At 37.2% G+C, this 17,557-nt stretch carries 18 protein-coding genes and 1 pseudogene; 14 read left to right on the forward strand and 5 right to left on the reverse strand.

Annotated elements, in window-relative coordinates:
* Window position 1 precedes the first annotated feature (1 nt).
* Window positions 2-1,309, reverse strand: a complete 1,308-nt coding sequence (locus APB85_RS16600; protein WP_057480723.1) for an NAD(P)/FAD-dependent oxidoreductase — start codon at window positions 1,307-1,309, stop codon at window positions 2-4.
* A 219-nt stretch (window positions 1,310-1,528) separates the two neighbouring features.
* On the opposite strand from APB85_RS16600, the gene APB85_RS16605 reads away from it, so the two are divergent.
* Window positions 1,529-2,023 (forward strand): RNA polymerase sigma factor, encoded by a 495-nt coding sequence (locus tag APB85_RS16605; RefSeq protein ID WP_057480722.1) that lies wholly within the window; start codon window positions 1,529-1,531, stop codon window positions 2,021-2,023.
* A 6-nt stretch (window positions 2,024-2,029) separates the two neighbouring features.
* Window positions 2,030-2,668 carry a hypothetical protein gene (locus APB85_RS16610; RefSeq protein WP_057480721.1) on the forward strand — a complete coding sequence of 213 codons (639 nt, stop codon included), beginning with the start codon at window positions 2,030-2,032 and terminating at the stop codon, window positions 2,666-2,668.
* An 83-nt stretch (window positions 2,669-2,751) separates the two neighbouring features.
* Here the strand turns inward: APB85_RS16610 and lpdA are convergent, their stop codons facing one another.
* From lpdA to APB85_RS16625, 3 genes and pseudogenes are all read right to left on the reverse strand, one after another.
* Entirely contained in the window at window positions 2,752-4,158 is a 1,407-nt protein-coding gene (gene lpdA, locus APB85_RS16615; RefSeq protein ID WP_057480720.1) for a dihydrolipoyl dehydrogenase, read from the reverse strand.
* An 88-nt stretch (window positions 4,159-4,246) separates the two neighbouring features.
* Window positions 4,247-4,463 (reverse strand): annotated as a pseudogene (locus APB85_RS17545) (aldehyde dehydrogenase family protein); the annotation flags it as partial.
* Window positions 4,464-4,492: 29 nt separating this feature from the next.
* Window positions 4,493-4,951 (reverse strand): Lrp/AsnC family transcriptional regulator, encoded by a 459-nt coding sequence (locus APB85_RS16625; protein WP_057480719.1) that lies wholly within the window; start codon window positions 4,949-4,951, stop codon window positions 4,493-4,495.
* 157 nt (window positions 4,952-5,108) lie between these two features.
* Between APB85_RS16625 and APB85_RS16630 the strand changes: the two genes are divergently transcribed.
* The 12 genes from APB85_RS16630 (at window position 5,109) to ribB (ending at window position 16,855) form a co-directional block, all read left to right on the forward strand.
* Window positions 5,109-6,311 (forward strand): aminotransferase class I/II-fold pyridoxal phosphate-dependent enzyme, encoded by a 1,203-nt coding sequence (locus APB85_RS16630; protein ID WP_057480718.1) that lies wholly within the window; start codon window positions 5,109-5,111, stop codon window positions 6,309-6,311.
* A 103-nt stretch (window positions 6,312-6,414) separates the two neighbouring features.
* Entirely contained in the window at window positions 6,415-6,996 is a 582-nt protein-coding gene (locus APB85_RS16635; RefSeq protein WP_160319229.1) for an outer membrane beta-barrel protein, read from the forward strand.
* Between the two features lie 134 nt (window positions 6,997-7,130).
* Window positions 7,131-8,618 (forward strand): Na+/H+ antiporter NhaC, encoded by a 1,488-nt coding sequence (gene nhaC / locus APB85_RS16640; RefSeq protein WP_057480716.1) that lies wholly within the window; start codon window positions 7,131-7,133, stop codon window positions 8,616-8,618.
* A gap of 185 nt (window positions 8,619-8,803) precedes the next feature.
* Window positions 8,804-9,442, forward strand: coding sequence for a peroxiredoxin (locus APB85_RS16645; protein WP_057480715.1), 639 nt, complete (start codon window positions 8,804-8,806; stop codon window positions 9,440-9,442).
* Between the two features lie 22 nt (window positions 9,443-9,464).
* On the forward strand, window positions 9,465-9,779 hold the full coding sequence (locus tag APB85_RS16650) for a thioredoxin family protein (protein ID WP_057480714.1): 315 nt from the start codon (window positions 9,465-9,467) through the stop codon (window positions 9,777-9,779).
* Entirely contained in the window at window positions 9,760-10,008 is a 249-nt protein-coding gene (locus APB85_RS16655) for a DUF6952 family protein (protein WP_057480713.1), read from the forward strand. Before APB85_RS16650 ends, APB85_RS16655 begins: the two co-directional genes overlap by 20 nt.
* A gap of 131 nt (window positions 10,009-10,139) precedes the next feature.
* Window positions 10,140-10,640 (forward strand): thiol peroxidase, encoded by a 501-nt coding sequence (gene tpx, locus APB85_RS16660; RefSeq protein ID WP_057480712.1) that lies wholly within the window; start codon window positions 10,140-10,142, stop codon window positions 10,638-10,640.
* Window positions 10,640-11,002: a diacylglycerol kinase gene (locus APB85_RS16665; protein WP_057480711.1), complete on the forward strand. Its 363-nt coding sequence runs from the start codon at window positions 10,640-10,642 to the stop codon at window positions 11,000-11,002. The genes tpx and APB85_RS16665 overlap by 1 nt, the downstream gene beginning before the upstream one ends.
* 193 nt (window positions 11,003-11,195) lie before the next feature.
* On the forward strand, window positions 11,196-13,568 hold the full coding sequence (locus tag APB85_RS16670; protein WP_057480710.1) for a DNA translocase FtsK: 2,373 nt from the start codon (window positions 11,196-11,198) through the stop codon (window positions 13,566-13,568).
* A gap of 16 nt (window positions 13,569-13,584) precedes the next feature.
* Window positions 13,585-14,226, forward strand: a complete 642-nt coding sequence (locus tag APB85_RS16675) for a LolA family protein (RefSeq protein WP_057480864.1) — start codon at window positions 13,585-13,587, stop codon at window positions 14,224-14,226.
* 70 nt (window positions 14,227-14,296) lie between these two features.
* Entirely contained in the window at window positions 14,297-15,676 is a 1,380-nt protein-coding gene (locus APB85_RS16680; protein ID WP_057480709.1) for an LptF/LptG family permease, read from the forward strand.
* Between the two features lie 30 nt (window positions 15,677-15,706).
* Window positions 15,707-16,855 carry a 3,4-dihydroxy-2-butanone-4-phosphate synthase gene (gene ribB, locus APB85_RS16685; RefSeq protein WP_057480708.1) on the forward strand — a complete coding sequence of 383 codons (1,149 nt, stop codon included), beginning with the start codon at window positions 15,707-15,709 and terminating at the stop codon, window positions 16,853-16,855.
* Here ribB and APB85_RS16690 read toward each other — a convergent pair.
* Window positions 16,852-17,484 (reverse strand): NAD(P)H-dependent oxidoreductase, encoded by a 633-nt coding sequence (locus APB85_RS16690; RefSeq protein WP_057480707.1) that lies wholly within the window; start codon window positions 17,482-17,484, stop codon window positions 16,852-16,854. The genes ribB and APB85_RS16690 overlap by 4 nt on opposite strands.
* Between the last annotated feature and the right edge of the window lie 73 nt (window positions 17,485-17,557).

Consider the following 17,557-nt stretch of genomic DNA (forward strand, 5'->3'; position numbering starts at 1 on the left):
CTTATATCTCTTCTTTATCTACTTTCATTTGGTTTTCATAACCTTTAAACGGTCTGATAATTAGCCTTGCCGCTTTATCATAATTCCAGTAGTTATAAAGCCAGTTAAAGAAGGTGACCAATCGGTTTCTAAACCCAATTAGGAACCAAAGGTGCACAAACATCCAGATAAACCAGGCGAAAAATCCGCCAAAGGAACCTTTATCCAGGTCTACCACTGCCCGGTTTCTTCCTACCGTGGCCATAGTTCCTTTATCTTTATATTTAAAAGGTTCAAGCTTTTTACCTTCTACGATATTCATAATATTTTTGGCCAAATGTTTCCCCTGTTGAATTGCCGGTTGGGCAACCATTGGATGCCCTTTAGGGTAATCTTCGGTTTGCATTAGGGCAATATCACCAATGGCGAAAATATTTTCATAACCATTAATTTGGTTAAAAGCGTTTACTTCATACCTATTGGCCTTCTCCACCATTGCTTCTGCTTTTAAACCTTTTACCGGCGCACCGGTTACACCGGCTGCCCAAATAAAGGTTTCGGTTTTAAGCGCAAGATCGGTGTTGGTTGTTACCAAATGACCGTCATACTCTTCAACCATAGTATTTAAGTGAATTTTCACCCCTAGCTCTTCCAAAAACTCCTGGGCTCTTTTTGAAGATTTTTCACTCATTGGAGGCAGCACTCTATCCAAACCTTCCAAAAGATGAATATTCATCTCATTTGGATTAATATCAGGGTAATCGTTTGGAACAATATGGTTTTTGAGTTCGGCAATAGCACCACTAAGCTCTACACCAGTTGGCCCCGCTCCCACTAAAACAAAGTTTAATAGTGCTTTTCTTAATTCGGGATCATCGGTAATTACAGCTTGTTCTAAATTTTCCAGTATCAAACTACGAATATTCAATGCCTGCGGCACGGTTTTCATCCACATGCCGTTCTTTTCAATACTTTTATTTCCGAAGAAATTAGTCTTAGAACCGGTTGCAATCACCAGGTAATCGTAGATCAAATCTCCAATAGAGGTTTCAATCAAGCTTTTTTCGGGATTTATAGATTTCACCTCGGCCATTCTAAAAAGACATTTCTTACTATTACGTGTAATTTTACGCATAGGATAAGCGATAGAGTCTGGCTCCAGCCCAGAGGTTGAAACCTGGTAAAGTAAAGGCTGAAAGGTATGATAGTTATGACGGTCTAAAATTACAGTTTGGACATCTTCGCCAAGCAACTTTCTCACTATCGCCATTCCCGCAAAACCGCCACCAATAATAACGACTCTCGGTAAATTTGTTCTTGGAATATTCATAAGCTTGATTTTACTCGATAATCGAGATTTAGAATACGTTAAACTTCAATTTAATGTGCAGTATTCCTTTTTAATAATCAATCCCCGATTTAAAGGATTTTATCCAAATTTAAGTTTTCTCCTGCTTTGCCTGAAAAAATAAGGGCGCATTAACGATACTTTATACTTTTTTGTAACATTGCAAGCACTTGCGCTACATATAAGTGCTAACCAACTATTGTGAATAAGGAATTAGAACATCAGTTTGTAACCAACCTGGAAAAGCACCAGAACATTGCGCATAAGATTTGCCGAATCTATACGAACGATCAGGATTCGCACAACGATCTTTTTCAGGAAATTACCATTCAGCTCTGGAAAGCTTACCCAAAATTTAGAGGCGAAGCAAAGTTTAGCACCTGGATGTATCGTGTTGCACTAAATACTGCAATTACTTTATACCGAAAGAAAAAGAGAAGTATACCGACTCAGGATTTTGATACAGTAGATTTTAAGATAAAGGCAGAGGAATATGACGATGAAACTGAGCAGCAATTAAAAGTGATGTATTCTGCAATTCAGGAATTAAATGATATTGAAAAGGCCCTTGTTTTTTTATATCTCGAAGATAAAAATTACAGGGACATTTCTGAAACCCTTGGTATTACTGAAGTAAATGCAAGAGTGAAGATGAATAGGGTAAAAACAAAATTAAAGAACATTTTAAATCCTTAGTGAATAATGGATGGATTGGATTTATTAAAAAAAGACTGGAAAAAACGAGAAGCTAGCCTTCCGCATCTTTCCTACGACCAAATTTACCAAATGCTATGGAAGCGCTCGTCTTCTATAGTAAAGTGGATTTTTGTAATTAGTATTATTGAATTTTTATTCTGGGGAGTCATAAACATTTTTATGGCCGATCACGAATATTGGGAAGAAATGGAACAAATTCACCTAAAAGAATTTACCGTGGCCACCTATGTAATTAATTATGCCATTACCTTTTTCTTTATCTATTGTTTTTATAAGAATTACCGAAAAATATCTGCTACAGATAATGCGGCCGAATTGATGAAAAACATTTTACGCACCAAGAAAACCGTTAAATATTATATAGGCTATATTTTAATTTCCACTGCCCTGGTAGCTTTGATCTACACCTATTTTATGATGGATTATCACACATCTAGCACTGTGGTAGATGATATGGAGAAATATAGTTTTACTCCTCTACAGTGGTTAATGTTTGCGGGAATTATGATTGGTGGTCTCGCTGTTTTTCTTGGATTAATATGGTTATTTTACCGCGTGGTCTACGGAATTTTACTAAGAAGATTGAATAGAAACTATAAAGAACTCAAGAAGTTGGAGATTTAGAAATATCGCGCTCCTATAAATAAAAAATGGCTGTTTGAAATTCTATCAAACAGCCATTTTTTTATAAGTTATTTTAAAACCGCCTATACGTGAAGTGCACGGTTATCGGTAGCAGCAAGAGCAGCTTCCTTAACGGCTTCAGCGTAAGTTGGATGTGCATGGCTCATTCTGGCTATATCTTCTGCAGATGCTCTGTATTCCATTGCAGTAACAGCTTCAGCAATAAGATCGGCAGTACGAGCACCAATCATATGAACGCCTAAAACCTCATCAGTCTTTTCATCGGCAAGGATCTTTACAAATCCGTCTGTATCTCCACTTGCTCTGGAACGTCCAAGAGCACGCATTGGGAATTTCCCTTCTTTATATTTAACACCATCTTCTTTAAGTTGTTCTTCGGTTTTTCCTACCGAAGCAACTTCAGGCCAGGTATAAACAACACCTGGAATTAGGTTATAATCAATATGTGGTTTTTGTCCGGCGATAGTTTCAGCAACAAAAGTCCCTTCTTCTTCGGCTTTATGAGCCAGCATCACGCCTTTTACCACATCACCAATAGCATAAATGTTATCTGTATTGGTTTGTAGATGTTCGTTCACCTCAATTCTACCTTTGTTATCAACTTTTACTCCCGCAGCATCAGCATTTAAACCATCGGTAAAAGGTTTACGTCCTACAGAAACAAGACAGTAATCTGCCTTTATTTCAATTTCTTTATCCTTTTTATCGTCGGCTTTTATAATGATTTCATCGCCATTACGCTCTACAGATTTCACTTTGGTAGAAGTATGGAATTTTACACCTTGTTTCTTAAGCACCTTTTGAAGTTCTTTTGAAAGTGCAGCATCCATGGTAGGAATAATGCGGTCTAAAAATTCAACAACCGTAACCTCAGCTCCTAAACGACGGTAAACCTGACCTAATTCCAGGCCAATTACACCACCGCCAATTACGACCATGTGTTTAGGAATTTCCTTTAATTTTAAAGCTTCAGTAGAAGTAATTACTCTTTCTTTATCCAACTCGATAAACGGAAGGTTGGCCGGCTTTGAACCTGTAGCGATAATTGTTTTCGCCGCTTCAATGGTTTCTGTTTCACCATCGTTTTTTTCAATATTGATGTGGGTTTTATCTTTAAAAGATCCTACGCCTTCAAAAACATCAATCTTATTTTTATCCATCAGGAACTTCACTCCATCGCAAGTTTGACTTACTACTGAAGATTTACGCTCCATCATTTTCTCAAGGTTTACTTTCACCTCTCCCGGAATATCTATTCCGTGTTCTTCAAAATGTTTTACGGCATCGTGGTAATGGTGAGAGGAATCAAGTAAAGCTTTACTTGGAATACAACCAACATTAAGGCAGGTTCCTCCTAAAGTTGAATATTTTTCTATGATAGCAGTTTTCATTCCCAGTTGCGCGCAGCGTATAGCGGCCACATATCCTCCAGGGCCAGAACCTATAACTGCAACATCATATTTACTCATAATTTTGTTTTTTGTGTTGATTTTTGAACAAAGTAAACACAAAAGTACAACTATTCGTGGCAATGACCAATGTGGAAAAAATTATGCTTTAGGCTTTAACATAAACTGTTTTCTTATTAACAAACTCCGTCATTCCATCTTTTGCTAGCTCGCGGCCATAGCCAGATCGCTTATTTACACCAAACGGAAGCCGGGGATCTGATTTTACAAGTTCATTAACGAAATAGGCACTGTCACTAACCCTGCCCGCCATTTGTGAAAACCGTAGTTCCCAGTCCGAATTTTAATTTCACTGAAAGTTTAAATTTTAAAACAGGGCTGTTTATCTAATGAATTATAACGGCACAGCAGTTGTACTTTTAACCGGTGAAATTATAAAAGTACTCTGGGTACTTCCAATATGGTCAAGATTGGTGAGTTTAGTTACCATAAATTCTCGATAGGCTTCCATATCTTTTACCAGCACTTTCAAAATATAATCATACTCACCACTAACGTGATAACATTCCAGAACTTCAGAAAGCTTTGCGACCTCAGCTTCAAACTTCGTTAGGTAAGACCTGGAATGCTGGATAAGTTTTATCTGACAAAAAACCATAAAATTCTTTTCAACCTTTTCGGGAGAAATAAGAGCCACGTAGTTTGAAATAACTTCTTCACGCTCCAGGCGTTTGATTCTCTCAAAAACTGCTGTTACCGAAAGCTCCAGCTTGTTAGAAATTTCTTTATTGGTCATTTTACTGTCCTGTTGCAAGTGTTTTAAGATTTGAAGATCTTTTTGGTCTAATTTCATACTGAAAATTTTTCTAAGCTGAATTTACTGACGCCGAAATATAGATTATAATTCTAATAAATAGAATTTATATAGTTTTATTTACTGAATATAATACATCTAATTGACTTTCATTCTTTTTAGGCTTAATTTTATGTAAACTTAAAATTCAGTAAAGATGAAATATAAACCTGCTGATAATATTCAGGATCTTCAATATTTTGGAGAATATGGAGGTGTAAATCCTTCCATCTCCGATTCCTCTACCTATACGTTTCTTTCGGCAAAAACAATGTTCGATACCTTTGAAGGAAATGCAGAAGGCTGCTATCTCTATTCGAGGCATTCCTCGCCTTCAAATTTATATTTGGGCGAAGCGCTTGCAGCAATGGAAGGAACCGAAACCGCAAATGTTGCTGCAAGTGGGATGGCCGCTATTACTTCCACCCTGCTCCATTTATGCCAGGCTGGCGATCATATTGTTTCCAGCCGAACCGTGTACGGTGGAACCTATGCTTTTTTGAAGAATTTTATCCCGAAGTTTAATATTCAAACTTCCTTTGTAGATATCACCAATCTGGAACAGGTTGAAGCAGCGATCACCAAAGACACCAAAGTCCTATACTGCGAATCTGTAAGCAACCCCTTGCTGGAAGTTGCAGATATAGAAGCATTGGCTAAAATCGCGAAAAAACATCAACTTATTATTGTAGTAGATAACACCTTCTCCCCTCTTTCCATAAGCCCGAAAGAATTGGGTGCCGATGTGGTAATTCATAGTTTAACCAAATTCATTAACGGAAGCAGCGATACGGTTGGCGGTGTAACCTGCGGCAGCCAGGATTTTATCAACGCACTTCGTAGTGTGAATGATGGCGCTAATATGCTATTAGGCCCCACGATGGATAGTATGCGAGCGGCTTCGGTTTTAAAGAACTTAAGAACACTACACATTAGGATTAAACAACATAGCAAAAATGCCATGTTCCTGGCCGAGAAATTTCAGCAAGATGGTTTAAGAACAGTTTATCCAGGTTTAAAAAATCATCCGGGCCATGAAACCTTTAAAAGAATGATGAATCAAGATTATGGGTTTGGAGGTTTATTGACCATAGATGTTGGCAGCCTGGAAAAAGCCAATGAATTGATGGAACTTATGCAGGAGAAAAACCTGGGTTACCTAGCGGTAAGTTTAGGTTTTTACAAAACACTTTTTAGTGCACCCGGTAGTTCTACTTCTTCGGAAATCCCCATAGAAGAACAGGAAAAAATGGGCTTAAGCAATGGTTTAATTCGTTTTTCTATTGGTTTGGATAACGATATAGAACGCACTTATAAAATGATGAAATCCTGTATGCAGGAAGTAGGAGTTTTCAAATAAAGACAAGCTTAATCATACTTAAAAATAGTTCGGATTTAAGGTCTAATTTATGGACAGTATTTCCGAACTTCTTCTTTTTTGTATATTCACAAAAAATAAAACTTTGAAAAAACTACTACTCCCCCTATTACTTGCATTTTTTAGTCTGAGCGCTTTTTCACAAACCCAAAATGAAGTTCGCCTCTATTTTGGAATAACGGATAGCAAATTATTAAGAGGTGAAGAAATCGCCGGTGGTGGCAGTTCTGATATTGAAAATTCTTATGAATTTGGATTTCGATATTTGCTCGAAGTGACCGATAATTTAGCTCTGGAAACAGGACTTAACTACTGGAAAGGCGATGTAGTAATTAATTCTGCGCTCCCCAGGCCGGGCGAAACTTCTAGCTCGCAAGAATTGCAAACTACTTCAATTCCTATTTTTGCCAATTATACTTTTTTAGATTATTTCTTTGTAAATGGTGGTCCTGTGATGGATTTTCAAGGTTCAGAGAGTGAATCTGTAGATCCACAAGCGGGCATTGGTGTAGGCTTTGGCCTTGGCGCACAATATGCATTTAATAAATTTAATATTTATGTAAATCCCAATTTTAGAAGATATGCGGTAATTCCTTTTGAAGAAGAAGATTACCATCAAAAACTTACCAGTTTTGGGGTACAGCTAGGGGTTGGCTATAGGTTCTAATTAATTTATAGTTTAATACAAAACTTGCTCATTTTCCTGTAAAATCGTAAAATTACAAGCGAAAGTGAAAAATTGATTAATATAAATTCAACCAAAACCTTAAAAATAGGTTTCATCATATACTTCATAGCTGAATGGAAAACCAAGACCCGTCTCAAACTGAACAAATTCCTACTAATAAAGAACTCGGTATTTGGCCGGCATTAACTCCCGTTTTTGCGCTTATTGCAATGCTTGCTTTTAATGTATTTGTGTTTGGAGACGATGCACTAAGTGGTTCCAATCAGTTTGTTTTATTATTGGGTGGCGCTGTCGCTGCTGTTGTGGGCTACTTCAATAATGTGGAATACGATAAAATGATAGATGAAGTTGCCGGGAATATTCAAAGTACGGCCGGTGCTATTCTTATTCTTTTAATGGTAGGAGCTCTGGCAGGAACCTGGCTTATTTCAGGGATTATTCCTACTATGATCTACTACGGATTACAAATATTAAATCCTACTATCTTTTTAGCCGCCTGTGTAATTATTTGTGCCGTGATCTCAGTTGCCACGGGTAGTAGCTGGACTACTTCAGCAACCGTGGGTATTGCATTAATAGGAATAGCTGAAGCTTTAGGGATCTCGGTAGGGATGACAGCAGGAGCAATTCTTTCCGGGGCATATTTCGGAGATAAATTATCACCTTTAAGTGATACTACCAACCTTGCTCCTGCTATGGCGGGAACAGATTTGTTTACACATATTCGCTATATGACCCTAACTACGGTTCCTACTATTACTATTACACTTATAATCTTCGTTATCATCGGTTTTAATTTAGATACTACAGGAACTACAGACACTTCTGCCATCCTGGCCTCTATTGAAAAATCGTTTACAATTAGCCCCTGGCTTTTTCTTGTTCCGGCAATAGTAATCGCATTGATTGTTAAAAAAACTTCACCTTTAATCGCTTTATTACTGGGAACACTTTTGGGTGCAGCCGCTGCCTTATTCTTTCAACCGGGAATTGTAGCGCAAATAGCAGGAACTACAGATCTTAATTTTATAAGCGGTTACCGTGGAGTTATGCAGGCAATTACCGTAGATACTGCAATAGAAACCGATAATAAAAACTTGAATGACCTATTTTCTTCAGGAGGAATGGCGGGAATGCTGGGAACTATCTGGCTAATTATTTGTGCGATGGTTTTTGGCGGAATTATGGAAGCAATTGGTGCCCTGGCTAGAATTAGTAAAGCTTTACTGAATCTATTCCATACCACCTTTGGTTTATTCGCCAGTACTGTTTTTAGCTGTTTGGCTCTAAACGCTACTGCTTCAGATCAATATTTAGCAATTGTAGTTCCGGGAAAAATGTTCGCTAAAGCTTACCGCGATAAAGGTCTTGCTCCAGAAAACCTGAGTAGAGCCTTAGAAGATTCGGGAACGGTAACTTCGGTGCTAATTCCCTGGAATACCTGTGGTGCATATCACAGCGGTGTTCTTGGTGTTCCTACACTAAGTTACGCGGGCTATGCCTTCTTTAATTATTTAAGTCCGTTTATGACCTTACTTTTTGCTGCTTTCGGCATTAAAATCAAGGAATTAAGTCAATCTGCGAAAACTCAAACGGCTTAAAACTTCAGCAATAATAGGCATTAAAACTGTTAAATAGGAGTTTTCTATTCATTTTAGAAAAACCTATAAACAAAACTTATTCTTAGATAGTATTTTAAAATTTCAATAACTTTTTTCAGCGAGAACTTTCCCTAAATTTGTACTCGAATTACAATAAAAGTTAAACCAATAAAAACAAAATTTATATGTCATTAGTAGGAAAAAAGTTTCCAAACTTAAGCGTAAATGCAATGGATGAAATGGGTGATACATTTCAACTAAATATTTTAGAAGAAGCCCAGAAAAACAAGAAAAAAGTATTGCTATTCTGGTACCCAAAAGATTTCACCTTTGTTTGCCCTACAGAATTACACGCTTTCCAAAAAGCAGCTGAAGAATTTGAAAAAAGAAATGTAATGGTAGTTGGAGCTTCTTGTGATACTCCAGAAGTACATTTTGCCTGGTTAAATACTCCAAAAGATAACGGAGGAATTGAAGGCGTAAAATATCCAATCCTTGCAGATTCTAACAGAAACCTAAGTTCCCGTCTTGGAATTCTAGATATTACCGGAGAATCTTATGATGAAGAAACCGGAGATGTTACTCTAGAAGGAGACAACGTAACTTACCGTGCTACTTACCTTATTGATGAGGAAGGAAAAATCTTCCACGAAGGTGTAAACGATATGCCACTAGGTAGAAACGTAGCAGAATTCTTAAGACTTGTAGATGCTTACACTCACGTACAGGAAAAAGGTGAGGTTTGTCCTGCAAACTGGGAAGAAGGTAAAGATGCAATGAATGCCGATAGAGACGGAGTTGCTTCTTACCTAAGCTTAAACTAAGAAAAAAGGGAAAGAGATTGTTATGATAAAAGAATTAGAACAAGATAATTTAAACGAAATAGTTTCTGATAACGAAACCGTTGTGGTACAGTATATGGCCGGATGGTGCGGTAACTGCCGATTAATGAAGCCTAAATTCAAGAAATTAGCTTCAGAAAATGAGAACGCAACGTTCTTGATGGTAGATGCTGAGAAATATCCGGAATCCAGAAAACTGGCTAAGGTAGATAACCTACCAACTTTTGCCACTTTCAAAAACGGAAGTTTCGTTAATCAGGTACAAACTAACAAATTTGAACCTCTAAAAGACCTAGTAAATGAAGTTACCAGTAATTAAACATTTAGCACGCGAGAACGAAGCTCAAAAACTGGAACATACCATAGAAGTACTTGAAAGCTATACTGAACATCGTTCGGTAAAAGACGAGGAAATGGATGTGATAGGTGAATTGATCTCGAACTTATGCGGAGCTGTAGAAGTTAAGCATTCTATTGATGGTGGAACGCCAGAAAAGGATGCCTGTAACAACTTTATGCAAAAAGTAGTTGGTTCTATAGACCGTTAGGAAATCGCGTTTTTATTATAATTTATAAAGGGCTGTCTTATATTTAGGCAGCCCTTTGTTTTTATGATAATTTTAGTAAATCCCTAAAACAGATGTTCTAAATTTATCAAACCAATCTAATAGTAATATCCATGTCGCAAATAACATTAAAAGGTGAAAAAATAAACACCTATGGCAGCTTACCCGAAAAAGGCGAAAGAGCTCCCCATTTTGAACTTATTAAATCTGATCTTAGTACCGCAACTTTAAACGATTTTAAAGGAAAGCGGGTTATTTTAAATATCTTCCCCAGTATAGACACCGGGGTGTGTGCAACTTCAGTTAGAAAATTTAATGAAAAAGCTACCGGTCTGGATAATACCGTGGTACTTTGTATCTCAAGAGATTTACCTTTTGCTCAAAAACGTTTTGTAAATGACGAGGGTTTAGAGAATGTCATCAATCTATCAGATTTTAGAGATAGAAACTTCGGAAAAGATTACGGCCTGGAAATTATGGATGGCCCTTTTGAGGCTTTACTTTCCCGTGTTGTAATTGTATTAGATGAAGAAGGCAACGTGATTCACAGCCAACAAGTTCCTGAAATAGGTGAAGAACCAGATTATCTTTCTGCGCTAAAAACCCTTTTATAATGCGAGATAGTTTTCTCGGAAAAAGAATAAGAGGAGGCGGCTATGCTATTAAAGGAGCCTGGTTATTACTAAAACACGAGCAAAGCATACAGGTGCAGTTTGCACTGGCAATAATTATGTGTATTGCCGGCTATTTCTTTGAAATTACTAAAACCGAATGGATGTTTCAGTTTGTAGCTATAGGCCTGGTGATGACTGCTGAAGGTTTGAATTCCGGTTTGGAAGCTATGGCAGATTTTGTACATCCAGATTTTCATAGTAAAATAGGCCATATTAAAGATATTGCGGCAGGAGCGGTTTTTATAGCAGCTATAATTGCGGTAATTATAGGTGCATTTATTTACTTTCCCTACATTTTTTAAAATAAATTATAGTCTAGCTTTCAGAACCTAAGGCACTTAAATTCTGAATTATTTTCAGCGCTACTTCTCAAAAAATAATTGCTTAGATTTGAACGTTTAAGCTAATAAAATAACCTCCTCTAAACTGAAGTCAATTTTCTTTATTTTAGAAGGGGCTAATTTGTATTTTTGCTCAAAATCCTTCAAATCATCTATGGCCAAAAAGAAAACCAGGACTAAAACAAACACCGGGAAAAAGTCGACTAAATTTTCCTTCAAACTTAACCGGCAACAAAAGGTAGTTTTAGGTAGTTTTTTAATGTTATTCGGCCTGGCTTTAAGTGTGGCATTCATCTCATTTTTATTCAATTGGGAGGTAGACCAAAGCACGCTTGGTGAATTCTCAAATCGCGAAGTAGAAACCAAAAACTGGCTAAGCAAATTTGGCGCTTCAGTTAGTGACTTTTTTATGTATAAAGGATTTGGCGTTGCTGCTTTTATCTTCTCAATTTTAGTAAGCTACAGCGGATTTCATCTTTTTCTTGGTGTAAAATCTACCAAACTAAGAGAATCCTGGTTTTGGGGTATTTTAATTATGTTATGGCTAGCTATTTTCTTCGGATTTTTCGCTGTTAACAACCCATTATTAGGCGGAAGAATAGGTTATGAAATGAATGATTTTCTTCAGGATTATTTAGGTTTCTTCGGTACTATTTTATTAATGCTATTCCTGTTTATTGCCTATTTAAGCTTAAGATTAAAACTAACCCCCGAATTGATTGGCGGTTTTGTAAAGTCTAAGAAAGAAAGCCTGAACAAAGAATTTCAATCAAATAAAGAAGAAATTTCAGCTACCGAAGAAGAAACTGACTGGAAAGAACAAGTTGCCCCAAAACAGGAAAAACCTGCCGAAAAAAATTCCGCAGAAATAAAACTGGAAAAAACACTTCCAAAAGAAGAAACCCCTACTCCTTCGCCTAAACCTGCAAAGAAAGAAGAGAGCGGCGAAGTGGAAATGGAAGTAGAAACTACCGAAGAAGAGGAAGTAGAAGAAGATAAGATCAGCAATAAGATCGTTAAAGATTTTGGGGAGTTTGATCCTACTTTAGAATTAAGTAATTATAAATTCCCTACCCTGGAATTGCTCCAGGAATATGGTGGCGGTATTACGGTAGACCAGGAAGAACTAGAGGAACATAAAAACCGGATTGTAGATACGCTTAAAAATTACAAAATTGAGATCGCGCAAATTAAAGCTACGGTTGGCCCAACGGTAACCTTATACGAAATTGTACCTGAAGCGGGAATTAGGATCTCAAAAATTAAGAACCTGGAAGACGATATCGCGCTTTCCCTTTCGGCATTGGGTATTCGAATTATTGCGCCAATTCCGGGTAAAGGGACTATAGGTATAGAGGTTCCCAATAAAAATTCTACCATTGTTTCTATGCGTTCGGTGATCGCTTCACCTAAATTCCAGAATGCCGAGATGGAATTACCAATGGCTTTGGGTAAAACTATTTCTAACGAAACCTTTGTGGTAGACCTTGCAAAAATGCCGCATATGCTTATGGCCGGTGCTACAGGCCAGGGTAAATCGGTTGGATTAAATGCTATATTAACTTCATTACTTTACAGCAAGCATCCTGCTGAAGTAAAATTTGTACTGGTAGATCCTAAAAAAGTAGAGCTTACGCTTTTTAATAAAATTGAACGTCATTATCTCGCAAAACTACCAGATTCAGGTGACGCTATTATTACTGATAATACCAAGGTGATTAACACATTGAATTCACTTTGTATTGAAATGGATGATCGTTACGAACTTCTTAAAGACGCGATGGTTCGTAACATTAAAGAATACAATGTTAAGTTTAAAGCCAGGAAACTGAACCCGGAAAACGGACATAAATTCCTACCTTATATTGTTCTGGTGGTAGATGAATTTGCCGATTTAATAATGACTGCCGGAAAAGAGGTAGAAACCCCTATTGCCCGTTTAGCACAATTAGCCCGTGCAATTGGTATTCACTTAATTATTGCTACCCAAAGACCTTCGGTAAACGTAATTACCGGTATTATAAAAGCTAACTTCCCGGCGAGAATTGCCTTTAGGGTAACCTCTAAAATAGATTCCAGAACCATTTTAGATGGCCAGGGAGCCGATCAGTTAATTGGTCGCGGAGATATGCTTTTCACCCAGGGAAATGAATTAAAGCGTTTACAATGTGCTTTTGTAGACACCCCTGAAGTTGATAAAATAACAGAGTTCATAGGTTCTCAAAAAGCTTATCCAGAAGCGCATCAACTTCCTGCCTATGAAGCAGATGATAGTGGCACAGGTGTTGATATAGATGTAAGTGAAAGAGATAAACTCTTTAGGGAAGCTGCCGAAGTGATCGTTACCGCTCAACAAGGCTCGGCTTCTTTGCTGCAACGTAAACTGAAACTTGGTTACAACCGCGCCGGTAGGATCATAGATCAATTAGAAGCGGCGGGAATTGTAGGACCTTTTGAAGGAAGTAAAGCCAGGCAGGTTTTAGTTACAGATCTTGCAGCCTTAGATCAATTATTAAATGAAGAATAAACACCTAATTACTAAAATGAAAAAATTAATTTTTATCACGCTCGCTATTTTCACCATAAGCTTGCAGGCACAAAATTCTAAAAAAGCCGAAAACCTTCTTAATGAAGTTTCTTCTAAGGTTAAAACCTACGATAATATGGTGATCGACTTTAAATATAGTCTTCAAAATAATGCTGCCAATGTAAACCAGGAAACACGTGGCGATGTTAGCATAAAAGGAGAGAAATATGTATTAAACCTAATGGGAACTACCCAAATGTTTGATGGGAAGAAAGTCTACACTATAATTCCGGAAGATGAGGAGATTAATATTTCTACCTATGTTGAAGAGGAAGAAAATAATATTACTCCTTCAAAAATGTTTAGCTTTTATGAAGAAGGTTATAACTACGAAATGGACGTTGTTAAAAATGTAAATGGGCGCAATATTCAATACGTAAAATTAACTCCAAAAGATAGCAATGCCGAGGTTAAGAATATTTTATTGGGTATAGATAGCCAAACCAAGCATATTTACAACCTAATCCAAACCCAGGATAACGATACAAAAATTACTATTACTGTAAAAAGCTTTAAAACCGACCAGGAGCTGGCTAAAAACCTTTTTACTTTTGAAGAAGCTCGTTACGAAGATTTTTACATTAATAGATTAGACTAAGTTGAAAATACTAGACCGGTACATACTCACCAGTTACTTAAAAACATTTTTTTCAGTTTTTATTATTCTTATGTTCATCTTTGTACTCCAAACCATTTGGCTGTACATAGGTGAACTGGCGGGAAAAGATTTGGATACAGAAATTATTCTAAAATTCCTTCTCTACTTTTCTCCTAAACTGGTGCCACTGGTTCTACCGCTTACCATCCTGCTTACCTCCATCATGACTTTTGGTAATTTTGCCGAAAATTATGAGTTCGCAGCTATGAAATCTTCGGGGATTTCCCTGCAACGAGCAATGCGTAGCTTAACCGTTTTTATTCTATTGGTTAGTGTTACCGCCTTCTTTTTTGCAAATAATGTAATTCCTGCCGCAGAATATAAATCTATAAATCTTCGGAAAAACATTGCCAAATTAAAACCGGCAATGGCTATTACCGAAGGGGTTTTCAACGATCTTGGAACTATTAATATTAAAGTTGAAGATAAAAGTGGTGATAACGGCCAATATCTTACCGATGTGATTATTCATAAGAAAACAAATCGCAGTGGTAATTTTACCGTAATTAAAGCCGAAGAAGGAGAATTGGTAGGAAGTACAGATTCTGATGTGCTTTCGCTTATTTTGAAAGACGGTAATTATTACGACGAAGTTCAAGCTTCAGATTATTCTAAAAGAAGGAACAAACCTTATCTAAAAAGTTATTTTGATGAATATACCATAAACCTGGATTTATCTGATTTTAATAATGTAGACCTGGAAGATGAAAGTTACAGCAATACCCAGGGTATGCTGAATATATCTGAACTGCGCCAGAGTATAGATTCCTTTGCTACTTCGCATAACGAAAAGAAAAGAGCTTTAACCGAAAATATGTACCAGCGTACAAATTTTGATAATATTGCGGTGAATTTAAACCCTTCAGATTCTATTAAGGAAATAGAAAATACCATCCTGGAAGAATACGATACTTATCAGGCGGTGCAAATTGTTAACTTATCGCTTGGCTCTGTAAATGGAGCACTTTCACACCTTAATATTAAAAAATCTGAATTAAAGAATTCTACCAAGCAACTTAATAAATTCGAGATAGCATTACACGAAAAATATGTTTTAGCAATAGCCTGTATAGTGCTCTTTTTTGTAGGTGCCCCATTAGGTGCAATTATTAGAAAAGGAGGAATGGGATTACCAATGGTGGTTGCAATTCTACTTTTTCTAACTTATCACTTTATAGGAATATTTGCTAAAAACAGTGCAGAAGATGGTAGTATTAGTCCGTTTATGGCTACCTGGCTTTCAACACTCATTATGCTTCCGCTAGGAATCTACCTCACATACCGGGCTACTACAGATCAGGGACTTTTTGCTTTCGACAATATTACCGAACCTATAAGAAAAGCGCTCAAAAAAGCTGGTATTATTAAGCCGAAAAGAAAAATAGATTAAATATCTTTGCAGCCCAAAATAACACACAACATGGCTCAGGAAACAACTACCCAAAACACCCTTAAGCTTCACAGCATTCAGGAAGCGATTGATGATATTCGTGCTGGCAAGGTGATTATTGTGGTAGACGATGAAGACAGGGAAAATGAAGGAGATTTTGTTGCCGCTGCCGAAAAGGTGACTCCGGAAATGATCAATTTTATGGCCACTCATGGCCGCGGACTCATTTGTGCCCCGATTACCGAAGAACGTTGCAAGAACCTGAAATTGGAGATGATGGTGAGCAACAATACTGATCCTATGGAAACCGGGTTTACCATTTCTGTAGATTTACGCGGCAAAGGTGTTACCACGGGTATTTCAGCTTCAGATAGAGCTAAAACCATACAGTCTCTCATAGATCCAGAAACCAATCCTACAGATCTTAACCGTCCCGGGCATATCTTCCCGCTTAAAGCAAAAGAAGGTGGTGTTTTGAGGAGAACCGGTCATACCGAAGCTGCTATAGATTTTGCAAGACTTGCCGGTTTTGAGCCAGCAGGAGTAATTGTAGAGATTATGAATGAGGATGGAACTATGGCAAGACTTCCGCAGTTAATGGAAGTAGCTCAGCGATTCGATCTCAAAATTGTTTCTATTGAAGCCCTGGTTGCTTATAGGATGCAACACGATTCTTTAATTGAAAAGAAAGAAGATTTTGATCTTGAGACCCGTTTTGGAAAATTTAGATTAAGAGCTTACCGCCAAACTACAAACGGGCAGGTTCATCTTGCGCTAACCAAAGGAAGCTGGAAAAGCGATGAAGAAATTCTTGTTCGTATGAATTCTACTCTGGTTAATAACGATATTTTGGGAACACTTACCAATGATGCCGAAAAGAAACTGGATAATATGTTTAGGGCGGTTAATGAAGAAGGTCGCGGTGCTATTGTTTTTATAAATCCTGCGGTACAATCTTTAAATTTATTACCAAGACTTGCCGAGCTTAAAGAACGCCAGAAAAAAGGCGAAGTAAAAGCTCCGCCTATTAATATGGATAATAAAGATTTTGGGATTGGTGCCCAGATTCTACACGACCTGGAAATTCATAAAATCAAATTGCTTTCTAACACCCAGCAAACAAAACGTGTGGGTATGATTGGCTACGGACTTGAAATTACCCGCTACGTAAATTATTAATTCACTTCAATAATTACCTCATCAAGAGGTCGTCGTACTTTTTTAAATTCAGAAAACATATCGTCTTCTGCACGATACCCTACCGGTAAAGCCAAAACCGATTTTAAATTATGCGCTTCTAAATTTAGAAGTTCATCGTATTTATCGGGTTCAAAGCCTTCCATCGGGCAGGCATCTATTTCTTCGGTAGCGCAAACGGTTAGTAGCGTTCCTAAACTTAAATAGGCCTGGTTTAGCGCCCATGCGTGTACTTCCTCTTCTGCTTTAGATTCAAAACTATCTACCAGAGATTTTTTAAAAGGCTCTAAAACCTCATCGGGGGTTTCCCTTAGGTGTTTTACCCTTTTGAAATATTGTTCAATAAAATCCTTATCAACTTTCTTTTCAATACAAATCACTAAAACGTGGGAGGCAGTATTCAACTGCTGCTGATTCCAGGAAGCACTTTTTAACTTTTCCTGAAGTTCTTTGTTACGCACTACTACCATTTTTAAGGGTTGTAACCCATAGGAAGTTGCGGTAAGATTAAAAGCTTCTTTTAGAATGTCTATTTTTTCTGAAGAAAGTATTTTCTCCGGATTGAACTTTTTGGTGGCATAACGCCATTGTAAAGCTTTAATATTCGTCATTTTTCACAAATTCTTTTAATAATTTCAAAGGTAAACATTCACATTCATTGCTTAAAGCATCCTCAATAAATTA

Origin of the sequence: Salegentibacter mishustinae (assembly GCF_002900095.1) — a bacterium.
Classification (GTDB): domain Bacteria; phylum Bacteroidota; class Bacteroidia; order Flavobacteriales; family Flavobacteriaceae; genus Salegentibacter; species Salegentibacter mishustinae.